The 20,933-nt window shown below is 66.3% G+C and carries 20 protein-coding genes; 5 read left to right on the forward strand and 15 right to left on the reverse strand.

All coding sequences use genetic code 11. The features are described from left to right. Window positions 1-50 precede the first annotated feature (50 nt). From BLS50_RS00650 to BLS50_RS00660, 3 genes are all read left to right on the forward strand, one after another. Window positions 51-872, forward strand: a complete 822-nt coding sequence (locus tag BLS50_RS00650) for a TetR/AcrR family transcriptional regulator (RefSeq protein WP_006476131.1) — start codon at window positions 51-53, stop codon at window positions 870-872. 157 nt (window positions 873-1,029) lie between these two features. Continuing rightward, complete coding sequence (locus BLS50_RS00655) at window positions 1,030-2,784, forward strand: AMP-binding protein (RefSeq protein WP_074799986.1); 1,755 nt, start codon at window positions 1,030-1,032, stop codon at window positions 2,782-2,784. 29 nt (window positions 2,785-2,813) lie between these two features. Continuing rightward, entirely contained in the window at window positions 2,814-3,731 is a 918-nt protein-coding gene (locus BLS50_RS00660; protein WP_053525509.1) for a DUF1571 domain-containing protein, read from the forward strand. 26 nt (window positions 3,732-3,757) lie between these two features. Here the strand turns inward: BLS50_RS00660 and BLS50_RS00665 are convergent, their stop codons facing one another. After that, window positions 3,758-4,042: a PXPV repeat protein gene (locus BLS50_RS00665; protein WP_034174581.1), complete on the reverse strand. Its 285-nt coding sequence runs from the start codon at window positions 4,040-4,042 to the stop codon at window positions 3,758-3,760. 295 nt (window positions 4,043-4,337) lie between these two features. Here BLS50_RS00665 and hfq point away from each other — a divergent pair, with 295 nt between their 5' ends. Continuing rightward, window positions 4,338-4,913, forward strand: coding sequence for an RNA chaperone Hfq (gene hfq / locus BLS50_RS00670; RefSeq protein ID WP_074799988.1), 576 nt, complete (start codon window positions 4,338-4,340; stop codon window positions 4,911-4,913). A gap of 81 nt (window positions 4,914-4,994) precedes the next feature. Here hfq and BLS50_RS00675 read toward each other — a convergent pair whose 3' ends face one another. The 14 genes from BLS50_RS00675 to BLS50_RS00740 all read right to left on the reverse strand — a co-directional run bounded on the left by BLS50_RS00675 (window position 4,995) and on the right by BLS50_RS00740 (window position 18,455). Beyond that, window positions 4,995-5,705, reverse strand: coding sequence for a DUF2968 domain-containing protein (locus BLS50_RS00675; RefSeq protein ID WP_053525508.1), 711 nt, complete (start codon window positions 5,703-5,705; stop codon window positions 4,995-4,997). A gap of 54 nt (window positions 5,706-5,759) precedes the next feature. Then, window positions 5,760-7,151, reverse strand: a complete 1,392-nt coding sequence (locus tag BLS50_RS00680) for a sigma 54-interacting transcriptional regulator (RefSeq protein ID WP_011545284.1) — start codon at window positions 7,149-7,151, stop codon at window positions 5,760-5,762. Window positions 7,152-7,164: 13 nt separating this feature from the next. Then, window positions 7,165-8,991 (reverse strand): TadG family pilus assembly protein, encoded by a 1,827-nt coding sequence (locus BLS50_RS00685; RefSeq protein ID WP_074799991.1) that lies wholly within the window; start codon window positions 8,989-8,991, stop codon window positions 7,165-7,167. 12 nt (window positions 8,992-9,003) lie between these two features. After that, window positions 9,004-9,330, reverse strand: coding sequence for a DUF3613 domain-containing protein (locus BLS50_RS00690; protein WP_074799994.1), 327 nt, complete (start codon window positions 9,328-9,330; stop codon window positions 9,004-9,006). Between the two features lie 23 nt (window positions 9,331-9,353). Then, window positions 9,354-10,181, reverse strand: coding sequence for a tetratricopeptide repeat protein (locus tag BLS50_RS00695; RefSeq protein ID WP_011545281.1), 828 nt, complete (start codon window positions 10,179-10,181; stop codon window positions 9,354-9,356). Window positions 10,182-10,210: 29 nt separating this feature from the next. After that, window positions 10,211-11,209 (reverse strand): type II secretion system F family protein, encoded by a 999-nt coding sequence (locus BLS50_RS00700; protein ID WP_053525758.1) that lies wholly within the window; start codon window positions 11,207-11,209, stop codon window positions 10,211-10,213. Between the two features lie 4 nt (window positions 11,210-11,213). Continuing rightward, window positions 11,214-12,194 (reverse strand): type II secretion system F family protein, encoded by a 981-nt coding sequence (locus BLS50_RS00705; protein ID WP_011545279.1) that lies wholly within the window; start codon window positions 12,192-12,194, stop codon window positions 11,214-11,216. Then, a complete protein-coding gene (locus BLS50_RS00710; RefSeq protein ID WP_006483500.1) occupies window positions 12,187-13,539 on the reverse strand; it encodes a CpaF family protein in 1,353 nt (450 codons plus the stop codon). The genes BLS50_RS00705 and BLS50_RS00710 overlap by 8 nt, the downstream gene beginning before the upstream one ends. Before the next feature lie 3 nt (window positions 13,540-13,542). Continuing rightward, window positions 13,543-14,781 (reverse strand): fimbrial protein, encoded by a 1,239-nt coding sequence (locus BLS50_RS00715; RefSeq protein ID WP_011545278.1) that lies wholly within the window; start codon window positions 14,779-14,781, stop codon window positions 13,543-13,545. Between the two features lie 75 nt (window positions 14,782-14,856). Next, entirely contained in the window at window positions 14,857-16,188 is a 1,332-nt protein-coding gene (locus BLS50_RS00720) for a type II and III secretion system protein family protein (RefSeq protein ID WP_027807341.1), read from the reverse strand. A gap of 22 nt (window positions 16,189-16,210) precedes the next feature. After that, window positions 16,211-17,116: a Flp pilus assembly protein CpaB gene (cpaB, locus tag BLS50_RS00725; RefSeq protein ID WP_074799996.1), complete on the reverse strand. Its 906-nt coding sequence runs from the start codon at window positions 17,114-17,116 to the stop codon at window positions 16,211-16,213. A gap of 95 nt (window positions 17,117-17,211) precedes the next feature. Continuing rightward, window positions 17,212-17,706: a TadE/TadG family type IV pilus assembly protein gene (locus BLS50_RS00730; RefSeq protein WP_012328389.1), complete on the reverse strand. Its 495-nt coding sequence runs from the start codon at window positions 17,704-17,706 to the stop codon at window positions 17,212-17,214. Continuing rightward, window positions 17,703-18,197, reverse strand: a complete 495-nt coding sequence (locus tag BLS50_RS00735) for an A24 family peptidase (RefSeq protein ID WP_074799999.1) — start codon at window positions 18,195-18,197, stop codon at window positions 17,703-17,705. Before BLS50_RS00735 ends, BLS50_RS00730 begins: the two co-directional genes overlap by 4 nt. A gap of 87 nt (window positions 18,198-18,284) precedes the next feature. Then, a complete protein-coding gene (locus BLS50_RS00740; RefSeq protein ID WP_011545273.1) occupies window positions 18,285-18,455 on the reverse strand; it encodes a Flp family type IVb pilin in 171 nt (56 codons plus the stop codon). A gap of 677 nt (window positions 18,456-19,132) precedes the next feature. Here BLS50_RS00740 and BLS50_RS00750 point away from each other — a divergent pair. Then, a complete protein-coding gene (locus tag BLS50_RS00750) occupies window positions 19,133-20,896 on the forward strand; it encodes a collagen-like triple helix repeat-containing protein (RefSeq protein ID WP_074800002.1) in 1,764 nt (587 codons plus the stop codon). The last annotated feature ends 37 nt before the right edge of the window (window positions 20,897-20,933 follow it).

Raw genomic sequence — 20,933 nt, forward strand, 5'->3', positions numbered from 1 at the left:
ATAATCAAATCACCTGTTCGCGGCCGGGAAACCGGCATGGGAGGCGGAACATGGCAGTAAGTCAGGAGGGGCGGCCATCTGCGGGACGGCCGTCCGGGGCGCGGTCATCCGGCACACGGCAGACCGGGGGGACGAAGGCACGCATTCTCGATGCGGCCGAGGATCTGTTCATCGAGCATGGCTTCGAAGCGATGTCGATGCGGCAGATCACGTCGCGCGCGACGGTCAATCTCGCCGCGGTCAACTACCACTTCGGCAGCAAGGAAGCGCTGATCCACGCGATGCTGTCGCGCCGGCTCGACCAGCTGAACCAGGAACGCCTCGGCATCCTCGACCGCTTCGATGCGCAGCTCGGCACGCACATCACCTGCGAGCACGTGCTCGGCGCAATGTTCATTCCGGCGCTGAAGGCCTCGCGCGATCCCGAACGCGGCGGGCCCGGCTTCCTGCGGCTGATCGGCCGCGCGTACACCGATCCCTCGCCGTTCGTGCGCAACTTCCTGACCGCGCACTATGCGAGCGTCGCGGGCCGCTTCTTCGATGCCTTCCAGCGCGCGCTGCCGCACCTGCCGCGCACCGAGCTCGGCTGGCGGCTGCACTTCGCGATCGGCGCGCTGTCCGGCGCGCTCGCGGGCGCCGAAACGGAAAGCCTGATCGACGAATTCTCGCAAGGCCGCACGATGAACGACGTGCAGATGATCGCGCGGCTGTCGTCGCTGATCGTCGCCGCGCTGAAGGCGCCGATGCCCGACACGGCGCAACTGTCGATTTTCGCGGCGGTGCTCGACGACGCGGGCGCCAGCGAAGCGTTCGGCCTGCCGCAGTCGGGTGCGACGACCGCCGAAACGGCCACGCTGCATTCCACGAACTGAGCGCGCGAGGCCACGCGCGGCTTCCTGTTCACGATTTGATTGATACGCGCGGTCGGACGCGGCGTCGAGACGCCCACGCCGACCGGCCGCGAAGCACGGGGCATGGGCCGGCGCTGATGCGCCGACTCGCGCCGAGAGCCAAGACCGGAGACACGTCATGTCATCTTCCGCAGCAACCACCTCGGCCCGGATTGCGCCGAACACCGACGCCATCTGGTACGCGTCGTACCCGCCCGGCGTTCCGCACGAGATCGACGTCACGCAATACGCGTCGCTCGTGCAGTTCTTCGACGAATGCACGACCCGCTTCGCCGACCGCGTCGCCTACGTGAGCGCCGGCGCGTCGATGACCTACCGCACGCTCGCGCGGAAGGTCGACGCATTCGCGTCGTATCTGCAAAGCCTAGGCGTGAAGCCCGGCGACCGCGTCGCGATCATGCTGCCGAACACGTTCCAGTACCCGGTCGCGCTGTTCGGCACGCTGAAGGCCGGCGCGATCGTCGTCAACGTGAATCCGCTCTACACCGTGCGCGAACTCGCGCACCAGTTGAAGGACAGCGGCGCGCAGACGATCGTCGTGTTCGAGAACTTCGCGCGCACGCTGCAGGACGCGCTGCCGGAAACTCAGGTGAAGCACATCGTCGTCACCGCGCTCGGCGACCTGCTCGCCGACGGCTTCAACGCGAAAGGACGCCTGATCAATTTCGTGCTGAAGCACGTGAAGAAGCTCGTGCCGGCCTACCACCTGCCGCAGGCGATCCGGCTGCGCTCCGCGCTCGCGCTCGGTGCACGCGGCAAGCCGCAGCCGGTGCAGACCACGCGCGACGATCTCGCGTTCCTGCAGTACACGGGCGGCACGACCGGCGTCGCGAAAGGCGCGATGCTCACGCACGGCAACCTGATCGCGAACCTGCTGCAGGCGAAGGCGTGGATCGCCGACCAGGTGTCGGGCGACGTCGAAACCGTGCTCACGCCGCTGCCGCTCTATCACATCTATTCGCTGACGGTGAACGCGTTCATCTTCATGGGGCTCGGCGGGCGCAACATCCTGATCGCGAACCCGCGCGACATGAAGATGGTGATGAAGATCATCCGCCACGAGACGTTCACGGGCATCACCGGCATCAACACGCTGTATAACGCGTTCCTCGACAACGAGGAATTCCGCAAGCGCGACTTCTCGAAGCTCAAGCTCGCGATGGCGGGCGGGATGGCGATGCAGCGTGCGGTCGCGGAGCGCTTCCAGCAGGTGACGGGCCGGCCGGTGGTCGAAGGCTACGGCCTCACCGAGTGCTCGCCGATCGTCACGATGAACCCCGTGGACCTGAACGACATGGCCGCGTTCAGCGGGTCGATCGGGCTACCCGCGCCGTCGACCGTCGTGCGCTTTCGCCGCGAGGACGGCACCTGGGCCGCCATCGGCGAGCCGGGCGAGCTGTGCGTGCACGGCCCGCAGGTGATGCGCGGCTACTGGCAGCGCCCCGACGAGACGGCCAAGGTGATCGACGCCGACGGCTGGCTCGCGACCGGCGACATCGGCGTGATGGACGAGCGCGGCTTCATCCGCCTCATCGACCGCAAGAAGGACATGATCCTCGTGTCGGGCTTCAACGTGTATCCGAACGAGATCGAGGAAGTGCTGGTGATGCATCCCGGCATCAGCGAAGCCGCGGCGATCGGCATTCCGGACGAGGTACAGGGCGAACGGATCAAGGTATTCGTCGTGCGCCGTGACCCGTCGCTGACGGCCGAGGACGTGCTCGCGCACTGCCGCAAGAACCTGACCGGCTACAAGATGCCGAAGTTCGTCGAGTTCCGCGACGCACTGCCGCAGACGAACGTCGGCAAGATTCTGCGCCGCGCGCTGCGCGACGAGGAACTCGGCAAAATCAACGCCGCGAAACAAGGCTGAACGATCCATCGCTCCGGGAGACGCTGTCGATGAACGAAGGAATGAAACGCCGTGCACGGCATGCCGCCGCGGCGGCGCTCGCGTGCGTGCTGTCGCTCGCGCAGGCAAGCCTGCATGCACAGGAAACGGCTGGCGCCGCGAGCGCGGCCCAGGCCGCCGCGCTGCCGGCGGACCTCGCGAAAGTCACGCACGAGCCGCTCGCGCAACAGGCGCGCTGGCTGCGCACGGCGGCTCAGCGCGGCACGCTCGCGCAACTCGACGACGCGACGCTCACTGCGCTCTTCAAGGCGCTCGATCCGCTCGCCGTGCCGCTCTATATCCGCAATGGCCCGAACGGCTATCCGTCCTACCAGTTCACGATGGTGCGCCAGGAGCGCATCAGCGGAAAATGGTCCGACACGCCCGACCGCATGCTCGTGAAGACGACCCGCGAGCCGCTGCGCGTGTATGCGAAATGGCTGCCGGGCGGCGCGCATGCCGGCCAGGAGACCATCTACGACACGACGCAGCGCAAGGACGAAATGTACGGCCACCTCGGCGGTCTGCTCGGCAAGATTCCGCTGTGGACGGCGATCGACGGCGCGCTGGCGCGTGCCCAGTCGAATCACCAGGTGAAGGATCTCGGCACCGAGTTCATCGCGAACCTGTACCTGACCGAAGGGAAGAAATACCTGGAAGCCGGCGTGCAGCGCCCGACCGACGTGGAAGCCAAAACGATCGGCGGTGTGCGCGTCGTCGCGCTCACCTACGAAACGCCGACCGGCCGGCCGCAGTTCTATGCGAAAAAGGAAGTGCTGGGGCTCGACCTGCACGCACCCTATTTCCGGACCGTCGAGTCCTATGACAACGACGGCAAGATCTTCGAGCGGATCGTCATCGAGAAAATCGCGCCGGCGACGCTCGACGACACCGCGTTCGACCCGAAAAACCCCGACTACGCGTTCTGACGCGCGCCGGCGGGGCGGTCACGGGCTCAATCGTCATCGTCGTCGCCGTGGTGTCGATGCCAGTGCTTGTAATAGTGCTTGCGCCATTTGCGGTAGCGATCGTCGTCGTCATCGCCGTAATAGCCATATCCGTAGCCCGGATAGGCGACGACGGCGGGCTGCGGCGCCACATAGACCGGCGCCGGCTCGACATAGACCGGTGCGACCGGGACGCCGATGCCGACCGACAGGTCGACGTGCCCCGCCATTGCGCTACCGGAAACGAGCAACGCCATGCTCCCGATCACCGCTGCTACTTGCCTCTTGTTCATGCTCCGCATCCCTGATAAGCCGGCCCGCCCGGTTCACGCGGTCAATGTAAGCGCGGCCCGCGCACCCAGGTGATACGGGGCTGCGAGAGTCGTAACGCGACGTAACGAAACGAATTTGACCGTTCGGCCTAATCGCGAAAATGCGCCGGAACGTCTATAGTGGGTTACGGTTCGACACAATCACGACTGCGCGCTCCCTTATCGAACAGGGTAGAATTCCGCCAAACGGCTTGTGGACGAACACGCCACACACACGCACAACATATTCTCTGACGCAGGCTCCTGCCGCACCTCAATGGCCAATCCCGCAGAATCCCATCCGCAAAACGACTTCATCAATTCGGCGCGCAAGGAACGTAAGCGTGTTGAAATCTATCTCGTCAACGGCATTCGTCTGACGGGGTGTATCGAGTCGTTCGACCAGTATCTGGTGATGCTGCGCACCCCCGTGGGTCTGCAAGGCATCTACAAGCGTGCGATTTCCACGATCCAGCTCGACACGGGCGGCTCGCGCCCCGGCGGCGGCCCCCGCGGTCCGCGCACCGGTGGTCGCCCCGGCGGCCGTGAAGGCGGCGGTCACAGCCCGTACGGCTCGCACGGCGGCCCGCGCGAATCGCGCGGCGACGGCGGCTACGGCTCCCGCGAGCCGCGTGAAGGCTACGGTTCGCGTGAACCGCGCGAGGGTTACGGCTCACGTGAGCCGCGCGAAGGCTACGGCGCCCCCCGCGAGCCGCGTGAACCGCGCGAAAGCTACGGCGCGCCGCGCGACACCGGCGACGCATCCGGCAACGCCGCACCGTCGGATTCCCGCGGCGGCAACGGGCCGGTCATCGTGACGCGCCGCCGGCGAATCGTGCCGGACGGCCAGTAAAACAAAAAGGGCAAGCCAACCGGCTTGCCCTTTTCACTTGTACGGCCGGCGCGGCATGTCGCCGCACCGTCGTTATCGGGTTCAGCGCGCCGTCGTCGGCAGGCCCGCGTCAGCCTCGCGCTGCAGCGAACGCACCTGCTGCTGCAACGCCCGCAGTTGCGACTGGAGTTGAGCCTGTTGCGCCTGCAACGCCGCCGTTTCGCTCCGCACGCTCTTCTGGCGATCCGCCACCGCCGCCTGCTGCTGGCGGGCGATCGAGATGTCCGCCTGCAGGCGCCGCGCGCGGTCCTGCGTGACCTCGATCTGCTTGTCCATTTGCGCCTTCTGCGATTCCAGCTTCGCCGCCCGCAACTCGTTGACGGCCAGCCGCTCCGCCTGATGCGAGAAATCGCGATAGATCGCTTCCGCACGCGTTTCGTCGTAAGTCTTGATCACGCGCCAGAACGCCTTCTGCTGGAACAACGCGACGAAATACGCACCATCCTTGACGTTGAACAGCAGGCTGGCGCCGTAGCTGCCGTTGTAGCTCGTGCGCATTTCCGTCAGCGAGTGCGCCTGGATCTGGCGCTGCAAGTCGTCGACCGTGCTCGGCCCCGTCGTCTCGCCGGCCTGCGGCTGCACCGACGTCTGTGCCTGCGAATCGATCACCGGAATCGCGGCTACCGGCGCCGACGCCTGCTGCACCGCCGACGGATCGCTGCCCGCCAGCCCCTGCGCGAACGCGCCTTGCATGCCTCCCACCATGGCGAGCAGCAATACGCTCACCCGCCCCAACCCCGTCATATGGCTCATGAAGTTTTATTCCCGCCCGAGTCGTTGTAATTCACCGCGATTTTATCTCATTAATTACTCACTTTCGCGGGTCTCGGGCTCTTCGTCGAAGATCTGATATTTGCGCATTTTTTCCCACAATACCTTGCGGCTGATGCCGAGTTGCTGGGCCGTGTCCTGACGCCGCCAACCGTTTGCGTCGAGCGCCGAGATCACCCGGTTGCGCTCGTTCATGTCCCACTTGCTGCGATCGACGAACACCTCGGCCGCGCTCTCCGCCGGCACCGGCTGCGCCGCGCTGCGCGCATGCGCGATCAGCCGCTGCAGCCGCGCGGCATCCCAGCCGCCCGTCTGCCGTACCGTCACGCCGACCCGCTCGGCCAGGTTGCGCAGTTCGCGCACGTTGCCGGGGAAATAACTGTCCGCGACCGAATCCGTGAGCCAGTACGGCAGATCGGACAACTGGGCGAGCCGCTCCTCGCCTACGACCTGTGCGACGAACGACTTGAACAGCGCGATCTTGTCCACCGCGCCGCGCTCTTCGAGCGACGGAATGCTCAGTTCGATCACCGCGAGCCGGTAATAAAGATCGGCGCGGAACAACCCTTCCTTCACGAGCTGCGGCAGCTTCTTGTTGCTCGCCGCGACCAGACGGAAATCGACCTTGACCGGCGCGGTCGCACCGACCCGCAGCACCGCGCCGTCCTCGAGCACGCGCAGCAGCTTGACCTGCTGGTACAGCGGCAGATCGCCGACCTCGTCGAGGAACAGCGTGCCGCCGGCCGCCTGCTCGAAATAACCTTTATGCGCAACAACCGCGCCCGTGAACGACCCTTTCGCATGACCGAAGAACAGCGATTCGAACAGGCCGTCCGGAATCGCGCCGCAGTTCACCGGCACGAACTCGCCGTGCCGATAGCGCGAATGCTTTTCGTGCAGCAGTTGCGCGATGCGCTCCTTGCCGACGCCGGTTTCGCCGTGCAGCAGCACGTTGGTGTCGCAGTCGGCGAACGTATCGACTTCGTGCAGCAGCGCCTGCATCGATTCGGAGTGCGCGACGAGTTCCGACGGCTGCAACGTTTCGGCTGCGTGCGCCCGCAGTTGCGTGACGAGCTTACCGATCATGCCGCGCAATTCGGCGCACGTGAAATCGAGCGGCAGGATGTGCGAATACTCGGGCGGATACTGCGACGCGTCGTGGTCGCGCGCCGCGCCGACCCAGACCACCGGCATGCCGATGTTGGCCTGCCAGTCGCGCAGGAATGCCGCGCCGCCCTCGATCATCGTCACGCTGATGATCGCCAGCGACCGCCGCAACGCGGCGCGCTCGGGTGAGACCGCCGCGTTGTCGGCGCGGATCACTTCGACGTCGAAGCTCGCCATGCACCGGGCGACACGGTCGACGATGTCCGCCTTGCCTTCCCAGACGTACAGGTCGAGCTCTTCGATTGCGGGCGTATTTCTCATCTGATCTGCTTCTTCAGTAAACCGTTTGGGCGACCCCGCAACTGAGCGAGATCTGATGGACCGTCGCCGCGCCGACCTGGACGCCAAGCAGATTCAGCAGCGGAACGAGGACTGCGTCAAGGCTCGACAAGAGTGGGCCGAGCAGACTAGTCAAAAAACCGAGCAATGTCGACGCGAGGGTCGACGGAATCGACAGCAGATCTGCGCCGAGCAAAGTAAGGGTGGCGGTGATCTGCGCGCCCGCGAGTTGGGTGAGCGCTGAACTGAGCGCCGAGCCGAGCGCATTCGAATTGACCGTCCAGTAGTTGGCGTCGATCCCCGGCACACCATTGAATGTGTGCTGTTGTGCCGCGCCCTGCACCTGGACCGATACGTTGGACATCGAGACTTTCAGGGTGGCAAGTTTCAGCCCGGCAAGGCCGAGGACAGTCGCATTGACCACCTGCGCAGGCGACGTGCAGCTGTATGCCGACGACAGACTGATCTTGCCCGACGAATCGAGCGGTGGCTGCCCGATGCACAGATTGGCAACCCCCGGCTGTGCGGTAATGACGACCGTGCTCGCTGCCTGTGTGGCCGCGCATTGGGTCGAGTTCAGCCACGCGGTACCGGTGCCGGCCTGCAGATAAATCGGCAGATTGACATCGACGCCCACGTTCAGCGCGCCCAGCAACGGCCCGACCAGCGGCAACTGCGCCGTCCCAAGATAGACATTCAGATACACACCCACCGCCGCCGTCGACGCCTTCGTCCGCCACGTTCCCGTCGCCGGATCGATCCCGCCCTCGCCGACACCGATCGACGGCGGGCTGATGATCTGCACCTGCAGTTGCGTTCCCGTCAGCCCGCCGAGATTCAGCGACGGGACGTTGACCACGACCGCCGGCTTGCCCGTTGCCGCGATCTCCGCGCCGACCATCAGCAGATCGAGCAGATCCACCTGTGCGTTGAGCGCCGCCTGCGTATCCGCGAGCGCGACGTTCAGCAAGCCGCCCGCGCCGCCGAGGCCGATCGACGTCCCCGGAACGTTGGCGTTCAGGATCGCCTGCAGCGTGGCGAGGCTCGCCTGCAGGCTTGCGTTGACGACGGACGTCTGCGTGGCCGCCTTCACCATCAACTGGAGCAGTTGCGGCAACGTGAGCTTCAGCGCGAGCAGTTGATCGACCGTCCCGACGCCCGCCGCCACGACGAGGTCGCCGACCGTCACGTTCGTGCACGCAAGCGCTTGATACGATGCGATGTTCAGGTTCAGGTTGGCGCCGAGCAGCGCACCGATCAGCCCGTTGACGAGCCCCGGATTGCCGGACGTCGGCGCCGATCCGCCTGAGCAACCCACTCCGCCGAGCGCGGCCAGGGTCGCGCCGACCGAGAACGTATCGATGTTGGTCGACCGCGCGGTCGACACCGCGGACACCGTCTGCGGCGGCCCGACGAAAAAGAACGGCACTTGCCGCGTGACGACCACCTTGGCCGCGTTCAATTGCGTGGTTCCGGATGTCGCGGCAGCGTAGTAGCTGGGTGCCGGGTTGACCGACGTATCCCAGCGGCCACATTCGATATTGATCGTGTCGCCGTTCGACGCATCGAGCCCGTTCGACTGTGCGTTGCTGGTCGCGGTGGCAGTCGGCTGCGAACAGGCGTCGTCCATCCGCTGCACGGCCGCGAGCGCGGCCATGTCGGCAATCCGCTGCACGTCCCGACGCTGGAAAAAGAGATTACCGACGCCAATGGCGCCAAGCGTCGTGATGGCGATCAGCGTCGCGATGATCGCCATCACCGAGAACGCGCCGCGCTGTCGTGACGCGCGGCGGATCGTGCCGCCACTGTGCCGGGTAGTCACCGTTTTGCTCCGTCAGCGCGCGAGATCGCCACCGGACTGGCCGCCGCCGCTGCCACCGCTGCTGCCGCCGCCCGACGCCGACATCGTGCCGAACCACTGCGGAATCGGCGTCTTGAACGAGTCGATATAGCGCTGATAGGCATACGTGCCGGCCGCACCGTCGATCGGTTGCGGCATGGCGGCCGCGCGATTCGAGCGCTGCACGTCGAACAGCGCGCTGGTCGCATGACCGATTTCGGACGCCGGCGTGTCGTCTTGCGCATGCGCGACGCCCGTACCGAGCGAGCAGGCGAAGGCGATACCCACGGCCCGCACGCGGATTGAAGAAAGGTGAAACATGATGGCCTCCGTGAATATCGTCGTTATCGCGCGAAACGCTGCAGCAGCGGCACGGCAAGATCGAAATTGTCGCTGCTGGCCACCGACGGCACGGGCGCAGTGGCCGGCGTATAGGCGACGGCGCGCTGCTTCGCGCGCATCGCGGCCGCGACCTTCGTCTCGTCGTCGCGAATCTGGTTGCGCACGGCGGGCGACAACTTCTGTTGATCCATCAACCGCCGCGCGTCCTTCGCGTGACCGGTCGCGAGCAGGTAGAGCACGAAGTTGCTGAGGATCTTCGGGTTCTTCTGCTCGAGTTCGGCCGCCTTCAGCAGCGGCACGCGTGCCCCCGCCAGATCGCCTTCGCGCATCTTCGAATACGCAAGGTCGGACAACGTCGCCGCATCGGTCGGCGCAAGCGCCGTCGCCTGCTCGAGCTGCTGCGCGGCCAGCGCGAAATCGCCGCGGGCGCCGGCGGTCAGCCCGAGCCCGCGATAGCCGCGCGCCGCGAGCGGCGTCGTCAGCAACTTGGTATAGGCGGCCACGCCGGCATCGTACTGGCCGGTCGCCCGCAACGCATCGGCGCGCAGCAGGATCGTGTCCGGCGATGCGCCATATTGCTTCTCGTACTGATCGATGTGCGCGAGCGACGCGAAATACAGCCCTTGCCCCTGCATCCGCTCGATAAGGCCCAGATACATGCCCGGCGTATCGGGCGCCGCATTCTTGTCGGCCGCGGCCTGCATCAGCGCGCCGCGTTCGGCCTGCGCACCGATACCGTATCCGGACTCCTTGAACATCGCGCACCCGCTGGCGAGCAACGCGCACGCCGTCGCGCCTGCGATCGTGCGAACCCAACCCAATCGATTCATCTTGTGTCGCTCCTTCCCCTCATGCCGCATCAGCGCTGAAACGCAGCGAGCGCGGACAGCACGGTCATGATCCCCGGCCCCGCGGTCACGATCAACAGTGCCGGCAACAGCGTGACGATCATCACGCCGGTCATCTTCACCGTCAGGCGGCCGATCTGCTCGCGCAGCGTCGCGCGACGCCCTTCACGCAGACGGTCGCCGAATTGCTTCAGCGGCTCCTGCACCGCGCCGCCATGCTTGTCGACCTGAATCAGCAAGCGCACGATCGCGCGCAGATCCTCGTTGTCGAAACTGTTCGTGAGGCGTTGCAGCGATTGCTCACGCGTACGTCCGGCCGCGAACTGCCGCTGCGCGACGCCGAGCTCCCACGACAGCACCGGCAACATCGTCTGAAAATCGTGCGTGACCACCTGGATGCTCTGGTCGAGCGACAGGCCGACGCCCTGCAGCAGCCGCAACATGTCGACGAGCAGCGGCAGTTCGGCCGCAAGGCTCTGTCGACGCGCGGTCGCGCGCCGCCGCACGTAGATTTTCGGCAGCATGTAGCCGGTCACGAGCGCGATGGAGAGCCACAACGGCCAGCGCGCCTGCTGTCCGCGGCCGATCAGTACCAGCACGGCCAGCGCCGGCAGCAGGATCGCGCAGACGATGCGCGCGCCGACGAACAGCGCTCTGGCGCGCACGTCGACGAAACCGCACTGCTCGAGCAATCGACGGTCTTCGTCGGCGATCAGATATCGGCTGAAACCGGTATCGAGCCACCGCATCCCGACGTCTTCGAAACGTTCGCGCAGCCTCGCGAAGCGAACCCGCGGCGCGACAGGTGCCGCTGCCTCGCGCGCCGCTTCGCCGGAGCCGGCACGCGCGGCGGCCGCTTCGACTGCGGCGGCCCGGCGGTCGAGCGCATGCAACAGCGCGCGCTCGGCACGCTGCACGAGCACGATGCGAACGATCGCGAGCGCGGCAAGCAGCAGCACGCCGACCGATCCGAGCACCAGCGCAAGCGCGCCTAAACGGTTTGCATCCATCCATTCACCTCAGCCGCGCGAGCCGGAACAGCCAGAAACCGCCGATCGCCTGCAGCACGAACGCCAGGTAAACCAGCTGACGTCCGGCATCGTCGTTCCACATCGCCGTGAAATAGCGCGGGCTCGTGGCAATGACGAAGCTGCCGACCGCGATCGGCAACAGTGCCAGCACCCATGCGGACAGCCGGGTCTCGGCCGACATCGCGGACAGTTCGCGCTCCGCTTGCTCGAGATCGCGCATGAAGGTCGACATCCGGTCGAGCATCACGTCCGCCCGTCCGCCATAGCGCACCGACAGACGCAGCACCGCGCCGACCAGTTCGAATTCGCGAATACGGTACGTGTGCGCGATGTGCAGCATCGCGCGATCGATGTCGACGCCGGAGCGCAGCATTCGCGACACGTCGTCGAGGCAGCGGCGCAGCGGCATTTCGGCCGTCTGAAGCGCCGACTGGAACGCCGCCGGCACGCTGTTCCCGAGCGTCACGAGCCGTACGATCCCGTCGAGAAACGACGGCAACTGACGGACGATCTTCAGGCGGCGCCGGCTGATGCGTGACGTGATCCACAGCACGACCAACACACTGCCCGCGACGAGCGCGGCCGCCGCGGCGAGCACGCCGCCGGCCATGCCGGCCCACAGTGCGAGCAGCACAACGATCGCCAGCGACAGCACGAGTCCGGCGCGGACTTCATCGAGACCCGCACGGTCGGACAGCACGGTCCATGCGTTGAACGCCGACGCACGCCAGCGCGCGAACCCTTGTTCGGGCTCCTGCGGGTTCGCCGTACCGGCCGCCGGGGCGCGCGCGGTGCGTGTATCGCCAGCCGATGCGGCGGGGCGCGCGCCCTGTCCGACGCGGCTGTCGAAGAACCGCTGCGCATGCGCACGCCCTTCCCGCACCTGGCTTCCGCGCCACAGCAGCAACCCGGCCGCCGCGCAAATCAACGCGAACATCAGCGCGAGCAAGGTGGCGCTAGACATTGAAGCCCCCGCCTCGCCCGAAGCTGCCACCGAACCCGCCGCCACCGCCGCCCGCCGACACCAGCGTGCTGCGGAAACGCGCCAGCTTCGGCGAATGCGGATGAATGCCGAGCGATTCCCAATGATCGATCTCTTCGCCCTCCGGCGTGACGCGCGCTTCGTAGCGATACAGCTCCTGCGTCGATACGATGTTGTCCGACATGCCGGTGACTTCGGTGATCGACAGGATGCGGCGGCGGCCGTTGGACAGCCGGCCGATCTGCACGATGAAGTCGATCGCGTTGGCGATCTGCCGTCGCAGGCTTGCTTCGGTCCCCTGAAAACCGGCGAAGCCCGCCAGCATCTCGAGCCGGTACAAACATTCGCGCGGCGAGCTGGCGTGCACTGTGCCCATCGATCCGTCGTGGCCGGTATTCATCGCCTGCAGCATTTCGAGCACCTCGCCGCCGCGCACTTCGCCGACGATGATCCGGTCCGGCCGCATCCGCAGCGTGTTTCGCAGCAGGTCGCGAATCGTCACGACGCCACTGCCGTCGAACCCGCCGGGACGACTTTCGAGTCGCACGACGTGCGGGTGATTCAGCGACAGTTCGGCCGTATCCTCGATCGTCACGACGCGTTCTGCCATCGGGATGTGGAACGCCAGCGCGTTCAGCAGCGACGTCTTGCCCGAACTGGTGCCGCCCGACACGAGCACGTTGCAGCGCGCGTCGACCGCGGCCTCGAGCAGTCGGCCAATTTCCTCGTTGTAGGTACCGTTGCCCAGCAGGTCCTCGGGCTTCAGCGGGTCCTTGCGGAACTTCCGGATCGACACGACCGGGCCGTCGATCGACAACGGTTCGATCACGACGTTGACCCGCCCGCCGTCGGGCAGCCGCGCATCGACCATCGGATTCGATTCGTCGAGCCGCCGGCCGACCGGCGCGAGAATCCGTCGCACGATCCGCAGCAGATGCGCGTTGTCGGTGAAGCGGATCGGCAGCTTCGACAGGATCCCGTGGCGCGACACGTAGATGTCGTTGTAGCCGTTGATCAGGATGTCCTCGACGTGCGGGTCAGCCAACAGGTCTTCGATCGGCCCGAAGCCGGCGAGCTCCTTCGTCAGCGCCTCGGCCACCGCACGCACCTCGCTCTCGTTGAGCGGGATGCGCCGCAACCGCACGAAGCTGTCGATTTCGAGATCGACGAACTGGTTGATCGCCTGTCGCGACCAACGGCCGAATTCGGCGCCCAGTTCCTCGATCCGCGTGAGCAGATGCTCGTGCGCGGCATTCTTGATGTCGTGGAACTGTTGCGTTTGCGAGAACGGCGCTGCGCCGTCGGCAAATTGAATGTCGTGTGCCATCGCTTACGACCGCTTCGTTGAGGATTGAATGATTCGCTTGAGCGCCGAGAGGCCGCCGGCCGCGCGCTGTGCCGCTCCCGGCGCCGGTGCGCCCGCGAGGCGCTCGACCAGCGGCCCGAGCGCACGAACGTACGGATCGCGTTCCGCGACCTCGGCGATCAGCTTGCCCTGGTTCGCCGCGTGCCCGATCGACACGCGCCGCGACGGCAGCGTCGCGAGCAGCGACAGATCGAGCCGTTCGGCGATCTGCGCGGGCATCAGCCCGAGCTCGGCATCGAACTGGTTGACGACGAGCCGGATCCGGTCGGTCGCGGCGCCTGCCTCGCGCAACCCGTCCAGCATCTCGACCGCCGATACGACCGATGCCACGCCCTGATCGCAAACGAGCCATGCTTCGTCCGCCAGGTTCACGACCTGCGCAATGAATTCGCGATTCGGGAAGCCGCCGAGATCGACGATCTGGTGATCGAAGAACGCCCGCAGCCGGTTCAGCAACGCCGCGCAAGACGCTGTCGCCACGTCGCGCAGCTCGGCGAGATTCGGTGGCAGCGTCGTCAGCGCGACGCCGCTCGAATGGCGCGCGAGTGCGGTGGTCACGAACGTACGGTCGATCCGGCGCAGGTTGCGCACGGCCTCGACGAAATGGAATTCGCAGCGCGTGTTCAGGAACAACGCGCCGTCGCCGGCCGGCAGCCCGAGATCGAGCAGCGCCGCTGTGCGCGCGGGGTCGGCCGGCCGCCGCTGCATCAGCACCGACAGGTTCGCGGCGAGCGTGCTCACGCCCATTCCGGCGCGCGCGCCGAGCAATGCGGTGACCTTTCCGTGACGATTGGCCGGCTCGCCCACGTTGTCGAGCAACACGCGCGTGATCCGCAGCGCTTCGTCGGCCGGTGCGGAGAAATCGACGAAATCGCGCACGCCCGCACGCAGCGCGGCGAGTGCCCCTTCCGGCTGCGCGAGCGAACCCAGTGCGACGACCGGCACGCCCGGATGCGCCGCGCGTACCGCGGCGACCACCGTGCTTGCCGCCGCGCAGTCACCGGAAAAATCGATGAACACCAGTGCCGGATTCAACACGCCGATACGCTGCGACAGCGCGGCGCCATCGAGCGGCACCCCTTCGACCGCGCCGGCGGCCACCAGCGATTGCGACAGCCAGTGCACATGCTCCGCAAGCGAGGATGCGCAGACGAAGTGGTCGGTGACGGCGGGCTCAGCCAAAGAGTAGGTTCTCGCATTCATCTTGGATACTCCCAATGAAGCAAGGCATCGCGTCGTGCGCGACGGCCTGCGCGGTCCGGTAACGATTCGGCGCGCTCATTTCGAGAACCCCGGTCCTGCGTCCGGCGATGCCATGCCGCCCAGGTACGAACGCCACACCGGACCGTCGCGCTGCTCGGACAGCTCGCCCGGCGTCGCCGGCAGCGGCGCGCCCTGCGCGATCGGCGCAACGAGATGCGGCGTCACGATGATCACGAGCTCCTTGTCGTTCTGCTGGTAGCTCAGATTCTTGAAAAACGCGCCGATGATGGGCAGATCGCCCAGGAACGGCACCTTGTTGACGTTGGACGTGGTTTCGCGGTCGATCAGGCCGCCGATCACGAAGCTTTCGCCGTCGCCGAGCTCGACCGTCGTGTCCGCGCGCCGCGTCGTCAGCGCGGGCACCTGCACGCTGTTGATCGTGATCGAATGCACGAAGTCGAGCTGACTCGACTCGGGCGCAACCTTCAGCGCGATCCGCCGCGGACTCAGCACGGTCGGCGTGACCGTGAGCCCAACGCCGTAGGGTTTCCATTCGATCGAGATCGTGCCGAGCGATTGCGGCACCGGCACCGGGATCTCGCCGCCGGCGAGGAAGTTCGCGCTTTGGCCGGACAACGCGACGAGCGTCGGCTGTGCGAGCACGCGCGCCAGGTTGTTCGCCTCGAGAATCGACAGGTCAGCGAACAATCCGCGCGACACCGAATTGACGACGAGGTTGAACGCCGACGAAATCGGTACGCTCGTGTTGTAGGTGAGCGAGCCGCCCGGCGTACCGGTAATCGAGGTGAGCCCCGTCGGCGCGAAGGCGCCGAACGCAAAGCCGTTGCTCTGCTTGAAGAAGTTCAGGCCCGCCTGCTTCAGCACCGAACGGCTGAATTCGACGACCCGCACGTCGACCTGCACGACGTTCTTGCCGGAAATCGTCGACGCATCGAGCGTCGTCCCGTCCTTGCCGCCGACCGTCTTCGCCGCATGGACCGCCCGCTGATGCCCGTCGAGCGTTCCGGCCGCACCACCGATCACCGTCGTGCCGCCATACGTGTTCACGCTCGGCGACGTGCCGTCGAGCAGTGCCCGTGCCGCACCGCTCGTGACGTTCACGTTATAGACGGTCGGCTCGTCGCGGCCGCGCTCCCAGATCATCACGTTCGTCGCGCCGGCACTCTTCGCCACCAGCAGCACGCCGCCACGCCCGCCCTTCACGACGAGCACGTCGGCCACCGACGGGTCGCCGACCGCGACCCGCTGCAGCGCGCGCCCCGTCGCAATCTGCCGCTGCGCGCCGATCGCAAGGCTGATCGTGCCGCTCGTGTCGGCCGCGTCCGACAGCGGCGGCATCGCCAGCGCGCTCAATGCAATAGCCAAACCAATCAGTTTCTTTTTCATTGTTTTGCCGTCGTCGTCCCGCTCAATAAGCGACCGTTTCGGTCCGCCCACCCCGAATCACTTCGATGCTGCCGCCGCTCGGATGCCGCGCGACCACCCGCGGCGCCGCACGCGGGGCCGGTGCCGCCGTCGTCGCGCTCTTCGACAACTCGCCCAGCACCACGCCCGCCGCGGCAAGCGCCGACGGGCTCTTGTCGTCGCCGACACGGACCGCGACGGTTTGCGTCGCGACATCGTCGTCGCGCGGGCTACGCAGCGCGAGCACGAGCCGGCCGCTCTGCTCGGCGAGCGTCAGCGCGTCCACCTGCGCGGTCGGCACCGCCAGCACCGCGGTCCGCGTCCCGACCACCGAGCCGTTCGAACTGTCGCGCTCGGTCGTCGCATCGCCGAACGACAGCACGCGGACCTTCGACATCAGCAGCCGTGCCTGGGTATTCACGATCTCCGCCGTCGACGTCCCGCCGATCGCCACGCCGGTCCCGTCGCGCTTCAGGTTCAGGAACACGTCGACATAGTTGCCGGGCCGCACGCGGTTGCCGACCGCATTGGTCTCGTCGACCTTGATCGCGACGGCACGCTCTCCCGGTGCGAGCTGCTCGGCGAGGCCGGACGACAAGGCGCTCGCGACGACGGCCGCCTGCGCGGGAATATCGGCTGCCGGAATGCGGCCGACCAGTTGCAGCGGATCGGCGAACGCGCCCTGCGGCGCCGCGGTCGACTGCTGCACCTTCAGCGCCTCGGCCGGAATCGGCTGGCCGGCTTGCAACGGCCGCGTCGTCACGACGACCGGCACGCTCTGCGTCGCGACCGTCGCGGCAACCGGCGCTACGTCGGCCGGCTTGCGACCGAGCATCCACGCATAGACGCCGAGCAGGATCGCGATCGCGATCAGCAAGCCTGCAATGATCTTCGTCAGGTTGTTGGCCATGGTGTTGTTATGTTTCCCCGCTACTCACGATTGAATTCTCCACGCAGCATGGCCGACCGGGCGCCCTCGACCCGGTACGACGCCGTTGCTGCCGTCTATATGATGTTGACCGGGCTGATCTGCACCATCGCGGTTCCGGTGAGTGTCGACGGCACCGGCAACAGCGAACCGAGCAGCGGAAACGGCGGAATCAGCGGGCTCTGCGAGTAGGGATAAGTCAGCGTGATCTGCACGCACAGCATCGTCGGGTCGTACGAACAGCTGCCTTGCTGCGTGGGTGAGCATGTCGACCCTTTCAGCCATGTGGTCAGGTTCGTCGCGGCCGTGCATGCGGCCTGGGCCCGCGCCGCCAGCGCGGCTTGCTGCGCGGCCTGCACCGACGCGGCCGCGCCGACCTGCTGATAGTTCAACGCGGCGCGAGCGCCTTCCGTGGCGGCTAGCGTCAGGTTTTGCTGGGCCGCGAAGATCATCCCGTACGTGATGATCGCGTACAGGATCAGGAAGAACACGGGGAGCACCATCGCAAACTCGATCGCCGTCGCGCCGCGCTGGCGACGCCGCATGCCGGATACCGGACGAACGGCCGTCATTGCATTCCCCCCGTCGCGATCCGGTACAGGCACCACAGCGCCGCGGGAATCACGAGAAACGCGGCATACGGCGACGCCCGGAAACCGGCGATCTGCATCGTCGGCGAACGCCGCTGCCACAACGCCGACACCGGCGTACGGGTGGCGAAAACCAGCGTGCCGGCATGCGCGAATGCCAGCAGGCTTGCAATGATCCAGAGCCACAGCAGCGCATGCGGGCCGCACCACGCGCCCAGCACCGCGAATACCTTGACATCCGCGGCGCCCATTACGCGCAGCACAAAAAACGGGAAAAGGCTGAGAAAGCCGATCAGTACGCCAATGAGCGCCTGATTCATGGATATGCCGAATGGATTATGCCCGGCGAGCACAAATGCAGATACGAATCCACCGATCACCAGTGAATTCGGTATACGCCTATGACGGATGTCCTCGAGCGCGACGAGCACCGCCCACGCGAGGAAAACCCCGACGCCAGTTAGCAGGATCATTTACGCCCCGAACGGCAAAACTTACCGCGCGGATTGCCGAAGCAATCCGCGCCCCTAACAGCAGGGAAATGAGCCGAAGCTCGTTCGTTATACCGACGGCAGCTTGCTCGCGATGTAGGAGAACGCCCCCGAGATGCCGGTTGTCAACGTGCTCATGGCCGTGACGAGAGCGACTGCGATAAGTCCTGCGATGAGTCCGTACTCGACTGCGGTAACCCCGTCTTCTTCCTTAAGGAAACGCTTGATGATTGCTTTCATTTTATTCCTCGTGCCTGTATTTACGTTTTCTGGCCTTTTATACGTATACGTCCCCGCATATCTGGCCGTTTGCCCCAACCGTTCGCCACATCTGCTGTAACGACAACCGGGTGCGCTTTCTTTATAGGTCGCCCCGAAGGGCATTGCTCACGATTTGATGCAAGTTAACATTCGCGATAGCGCTCCTCCTCGAACGTAGTGTACCGAACCGTACATTTGCTTACATCTGCTCCGGATTCTATATCCGATCCCATTTAAATTCCAACCTCTTTTAACCACTCTGACGGAAAAAAATGACCGGGAGCACAACGTATTTGTACGGCGTTTCGGTACGACTTACACATAGGATTTACGATAGGTTAGATGTGCACACCTAATCCACCAGTAAAACAATTGCCTCGTCCAGCAAGCGTCCAGGGCCCCCACGTTACGCCGCACGCGTAACGCCAATGTTGTGACGTTACGTTACGAAACGGCCGAAACCGTTCTCATTCATCTGCATTTAAACAGATTCAACAATCTTTCAAGATCCGTAACTTCCTTTTCCCACAAGGAATTGCCTCGTTTAAAACCTGTTGTCGAACCGTCGGGCAGCGAAATGGCACGACAGTTGCAGAGTAGTCCTCGCACCACTCAACACAACGCAGTTCACAACACATTTTTAATGCGAGGAAGAAATGGACATCAAGGTTATCCCTCATGGCGTGTTCCGGACGACTCTGATCGCGGCCACCGTTGCAGCCATGCTTTCCCTCTCCGCGTGCGGCGGCTCCGGCTCCATCAGCCAGGGTCTCGGCGGCGGCGGTTCGAGCTCCGGCGGCGGCGATACGATCTCCACGTCGGGCGGCAACGGCTCGAGCGGCACCTCGGGTACGAGCGGTACCTCCGGCACCAGCGGGACTTCGGGCACGAGCGGCACGTCCGGTACGTCCGGTACCAGCGGCACCTCTGGTACGAGCGGCACGTCGGGCACCAGCGGCACCTCGGGCTCGAGCGGGACGTCCGGCACCTCGGGTGTGTCGGCGAATCCGGTGGGAAATGTCCTCGCAGGCACCGGCAATATCATCACGAATACCGGCAGCACCGTCTCCGGTCTCGGCTCCGTCATCGGCAGCCAGACGCTGCCGGGCGTCAATCCGGCCACCACGCAAGCCGCGGGCGGCATCGTGCAAAGCGTCGGCGGCGCGGTCACCGCACTGGGCAACGGCCTCGGCAGCGGGCTCGGCCAGCTCGGCGCGACGAAGGACCCGGTCGGCACCACGGTCGCCAGCACCGGCGGCGTGGTCAATCAGCTCGGCGGCGCAGTCACGCAAACGGGCAACCTGGTCACGAGCCTCGGCAGCGGCCCGCTGTCGCCGCTCGCGCCGGTCACCGGCGCCGTCGGCGGCCTCGTCACGACGCTCGGCGGCGCCGTGTCGAACGGCGGCACCACGCTCACCAATGTGCTGTCGACCGGCCCGATCCAGCAGGTCACGCAAACGGTCAGCTCGGCCATCACGCCGATCACGACGATGGTCGGCCAGACGACTCAGACGATCGGCACGGCAACCGGCCTCGGCGCACCGGTCAACACGCTGCTCGGCACGGTCGGCAACGGGCTGAACCAGGCCGGCGCCCTGCTCGCATCGACGGGCGGCAACCCGGTCACCACGGGTCTCGGCAACACCGTCTCGTCGACGGGCAACACCGTGAAGGCCGTCGGCGGCCTGCTCACGGGCGGCACCGGCGGCGTGACCAACCCGCTCGCCCCGCTCACGGGCCTCGTCTCCACGGTTACCGGCGCACTCGGTGGCGCGACGGGTGGCGGTAGCGGTCCTCTCGCTCCGGTCACGGGCCTCGTCTCGACGGTCACCGGCGCACTCGGTGGCGTAGCAGGCGGCGGCAGCGGCCCGCTCGCTCCGGTCACGGGCCTCGTCTCCACGGTCACCGGCGCGCTCGGCGGCGTAGCAGGCGGCGGCAGCGGTCCGCTCGCGCCGGTCACGGGTCTCGTCTCCACGGTCACCGGCGCACTCGGCGGCGTAGCAGGCGGCGGCAGCGGTCCGCTCGCACCGGTCACGGGCCTCGTCTCCACGGTCACCGGCGCACTCGGCGGCGCAGCAGGCGGCGGCAGCAGCCCGCTCGCACCGGTTACGGGCCTCGTCTCCACGGTCACCGGCGCGCTCGGCGGCGCAACGGGCGGTACCAGCGGCGGCCCGCTCGCCCCGGTCACGGGCCTCCTCGGCGCAGTCACGGGCGCCCTCGGCGGCGCAACGGGTGGCGCAGGCGGCAGCAGCCCGCTCGCCCCGGTGACGAACGCCGTCTCCACGGTGACGAGCACGGTCGGCGTACCGGCACTGAGCGGCGGCACGGGTGCCGTCACGAACTCGGGCGCGTCGTCGAATCCGCTTGCGCCCGTCACGTCGCTGATCGGCGGCCTGCTCGGCGGCACGCACGGCAAGTAATCCGACATCCATTCATCGAAAAGACAGCGAGGAGTCC

The sequence above is a fragment of the Burkholderia orbicola genome (assembly GCF_900100915.1).
Classification (GTDB): Bacteria; Pseudomonadota; Gammaproteobacteria; order Burkholderiales; family Burkholderiaceae; genus Burkholderia; species Burkholderia orbicola.

Bases quoted from the DNA above. Each gene is read 5' to 3' on its own strand.
- BLS50_RS00650 (WP_006476131.1), top strand. From the start codon at position 51: ATGGCAGTAAGTCAGGAGGGGCGGCCATCTGCGGGACGGCCGTCCGGG.
- BLS50_RS00655 (WP_074799986.1), top strand. From the start codon at position 1,030: ATGTCATCTTCCGCAGCAACCACCTCGGCCCGGATTGCGCCGAACACC.
- BLS50_RS00660 (WP_053525509.1), top strand. From the start codon at position 2,814: ATGAACGAAGGAATGAAACGCCGTGCACGGCATGCCGCCGCGGCGGCG.
- BLS50_RS00665 (WP_034174581.1), bottom strand. From the start codon at position 4,042: ATGAACAAGAGGCAAGTAGCAGCGGTGATCGGGAGCATGGCGTTGCTC.
- hfq (WP_074799988.1), top strand. From the start codon at position 4,338: ATGGCCAATCCCGCAGAATCCCATCCGCAAAACGACTTCATCAATTCG.
- BLS50_RS00675 (WP_053525508.1), bottom strand. From the start codon at position 5,705: ATGAGCCATATGACGGGGTTGGGGCGGGTGAGCGTATTGCTGCTCGCC.
- BLS50_RS00680 (WP_011545284.1), bottom strand. From the start codon at position 7,151: ATGAGAAATACGCCCGCAATCGAAGAGCTCGACCTGTACGTCTGGGAA.
- BLS50_RS00690 (WP_074799994.1), bottom strand. From the start codon at position 9,330: ATGTTTCACCTTTCTTCAATCCGCGTGCGGGCCGTGGGTATCGCCTTC.
- BLS50_RS00695 (WP_011545281.1), bottom strand. From the start codon at position 10,181: ATGAATCGATTGGGTTGGGTTCGCACGATCGCAGGCGCGACGGCGTGC.
- BLS50_RS00700 (WP_053525758.1), bottom strand. From the start codon at position 11,209: ATGGATGCAAACCGTTTAGGCGCGCTTGCGCTGGTGCTCGGATCGGTC.
- BLS50_RS00705 (WP_011545279.1), bottom strand. From the start codon at position 12,194: ATGTCTAGCGCCACCTTGCTCGCGCTGATGTTCGCGTTGATTTGCGCG.
- BLS50_RS00710 (WP_006483500.1), bottom strand. From the start codon at position 13,539: ATGGCACACGACATTCAATTTGCCGACGGCGCAGCGCCGTTCTCGCAA.
- BLS50_RS00715 (WP_011545278.1), bottom strand. From the start codon at position 14,781: ATGAATGCGAGAACCTACTCTTTGGCTGAGCCCGCCGTCACCGACCAC.
- BLS50_RS00720 (WP_027807341.1), bottom strand. From the start codon at position 16,188: ATGAAAAAGAAACTGATTGGTTTGGCTATTGCATTGAGCGCGCTGGCG.
- cpaB (WP_074799996.1), bottom strand. From the start codon at position 17,116: ATGGCCAACAACCTGACGAAGATCATTGCAGGCTTGCTGATCGCGATC.
- BLS50_RS00730 (WP_012328389.1), bottom strand. From the start codon at position 17,706: ATGACGGCCGTTCGTCCGGTATCCGGCATGCGGCGTCGCCAGCGCGGC.
- BLS50_RS00735 (WP_074799999.1), bottom strand. From the start codon at position 18,197: ATGATCCTGCTAACTGGCGTCGGGGTTTTCCTCGCGTGGGCGGTGCTC.
- BLS50_RS00740 (WP_011545273.1), bottom strand. From the start codon at position 18,455: ATGAAAGCAATCATCAAGCGTTTCCTTAAGGAAGAAGACGGGGTTACC.
- BLS50_RS00750 (WP_074800002.1), top strand. From the start codon at position 19,133: ATGGACATCAAGGTTATCCCTCATGGCGTGTTCCGGACGACTCTGATC.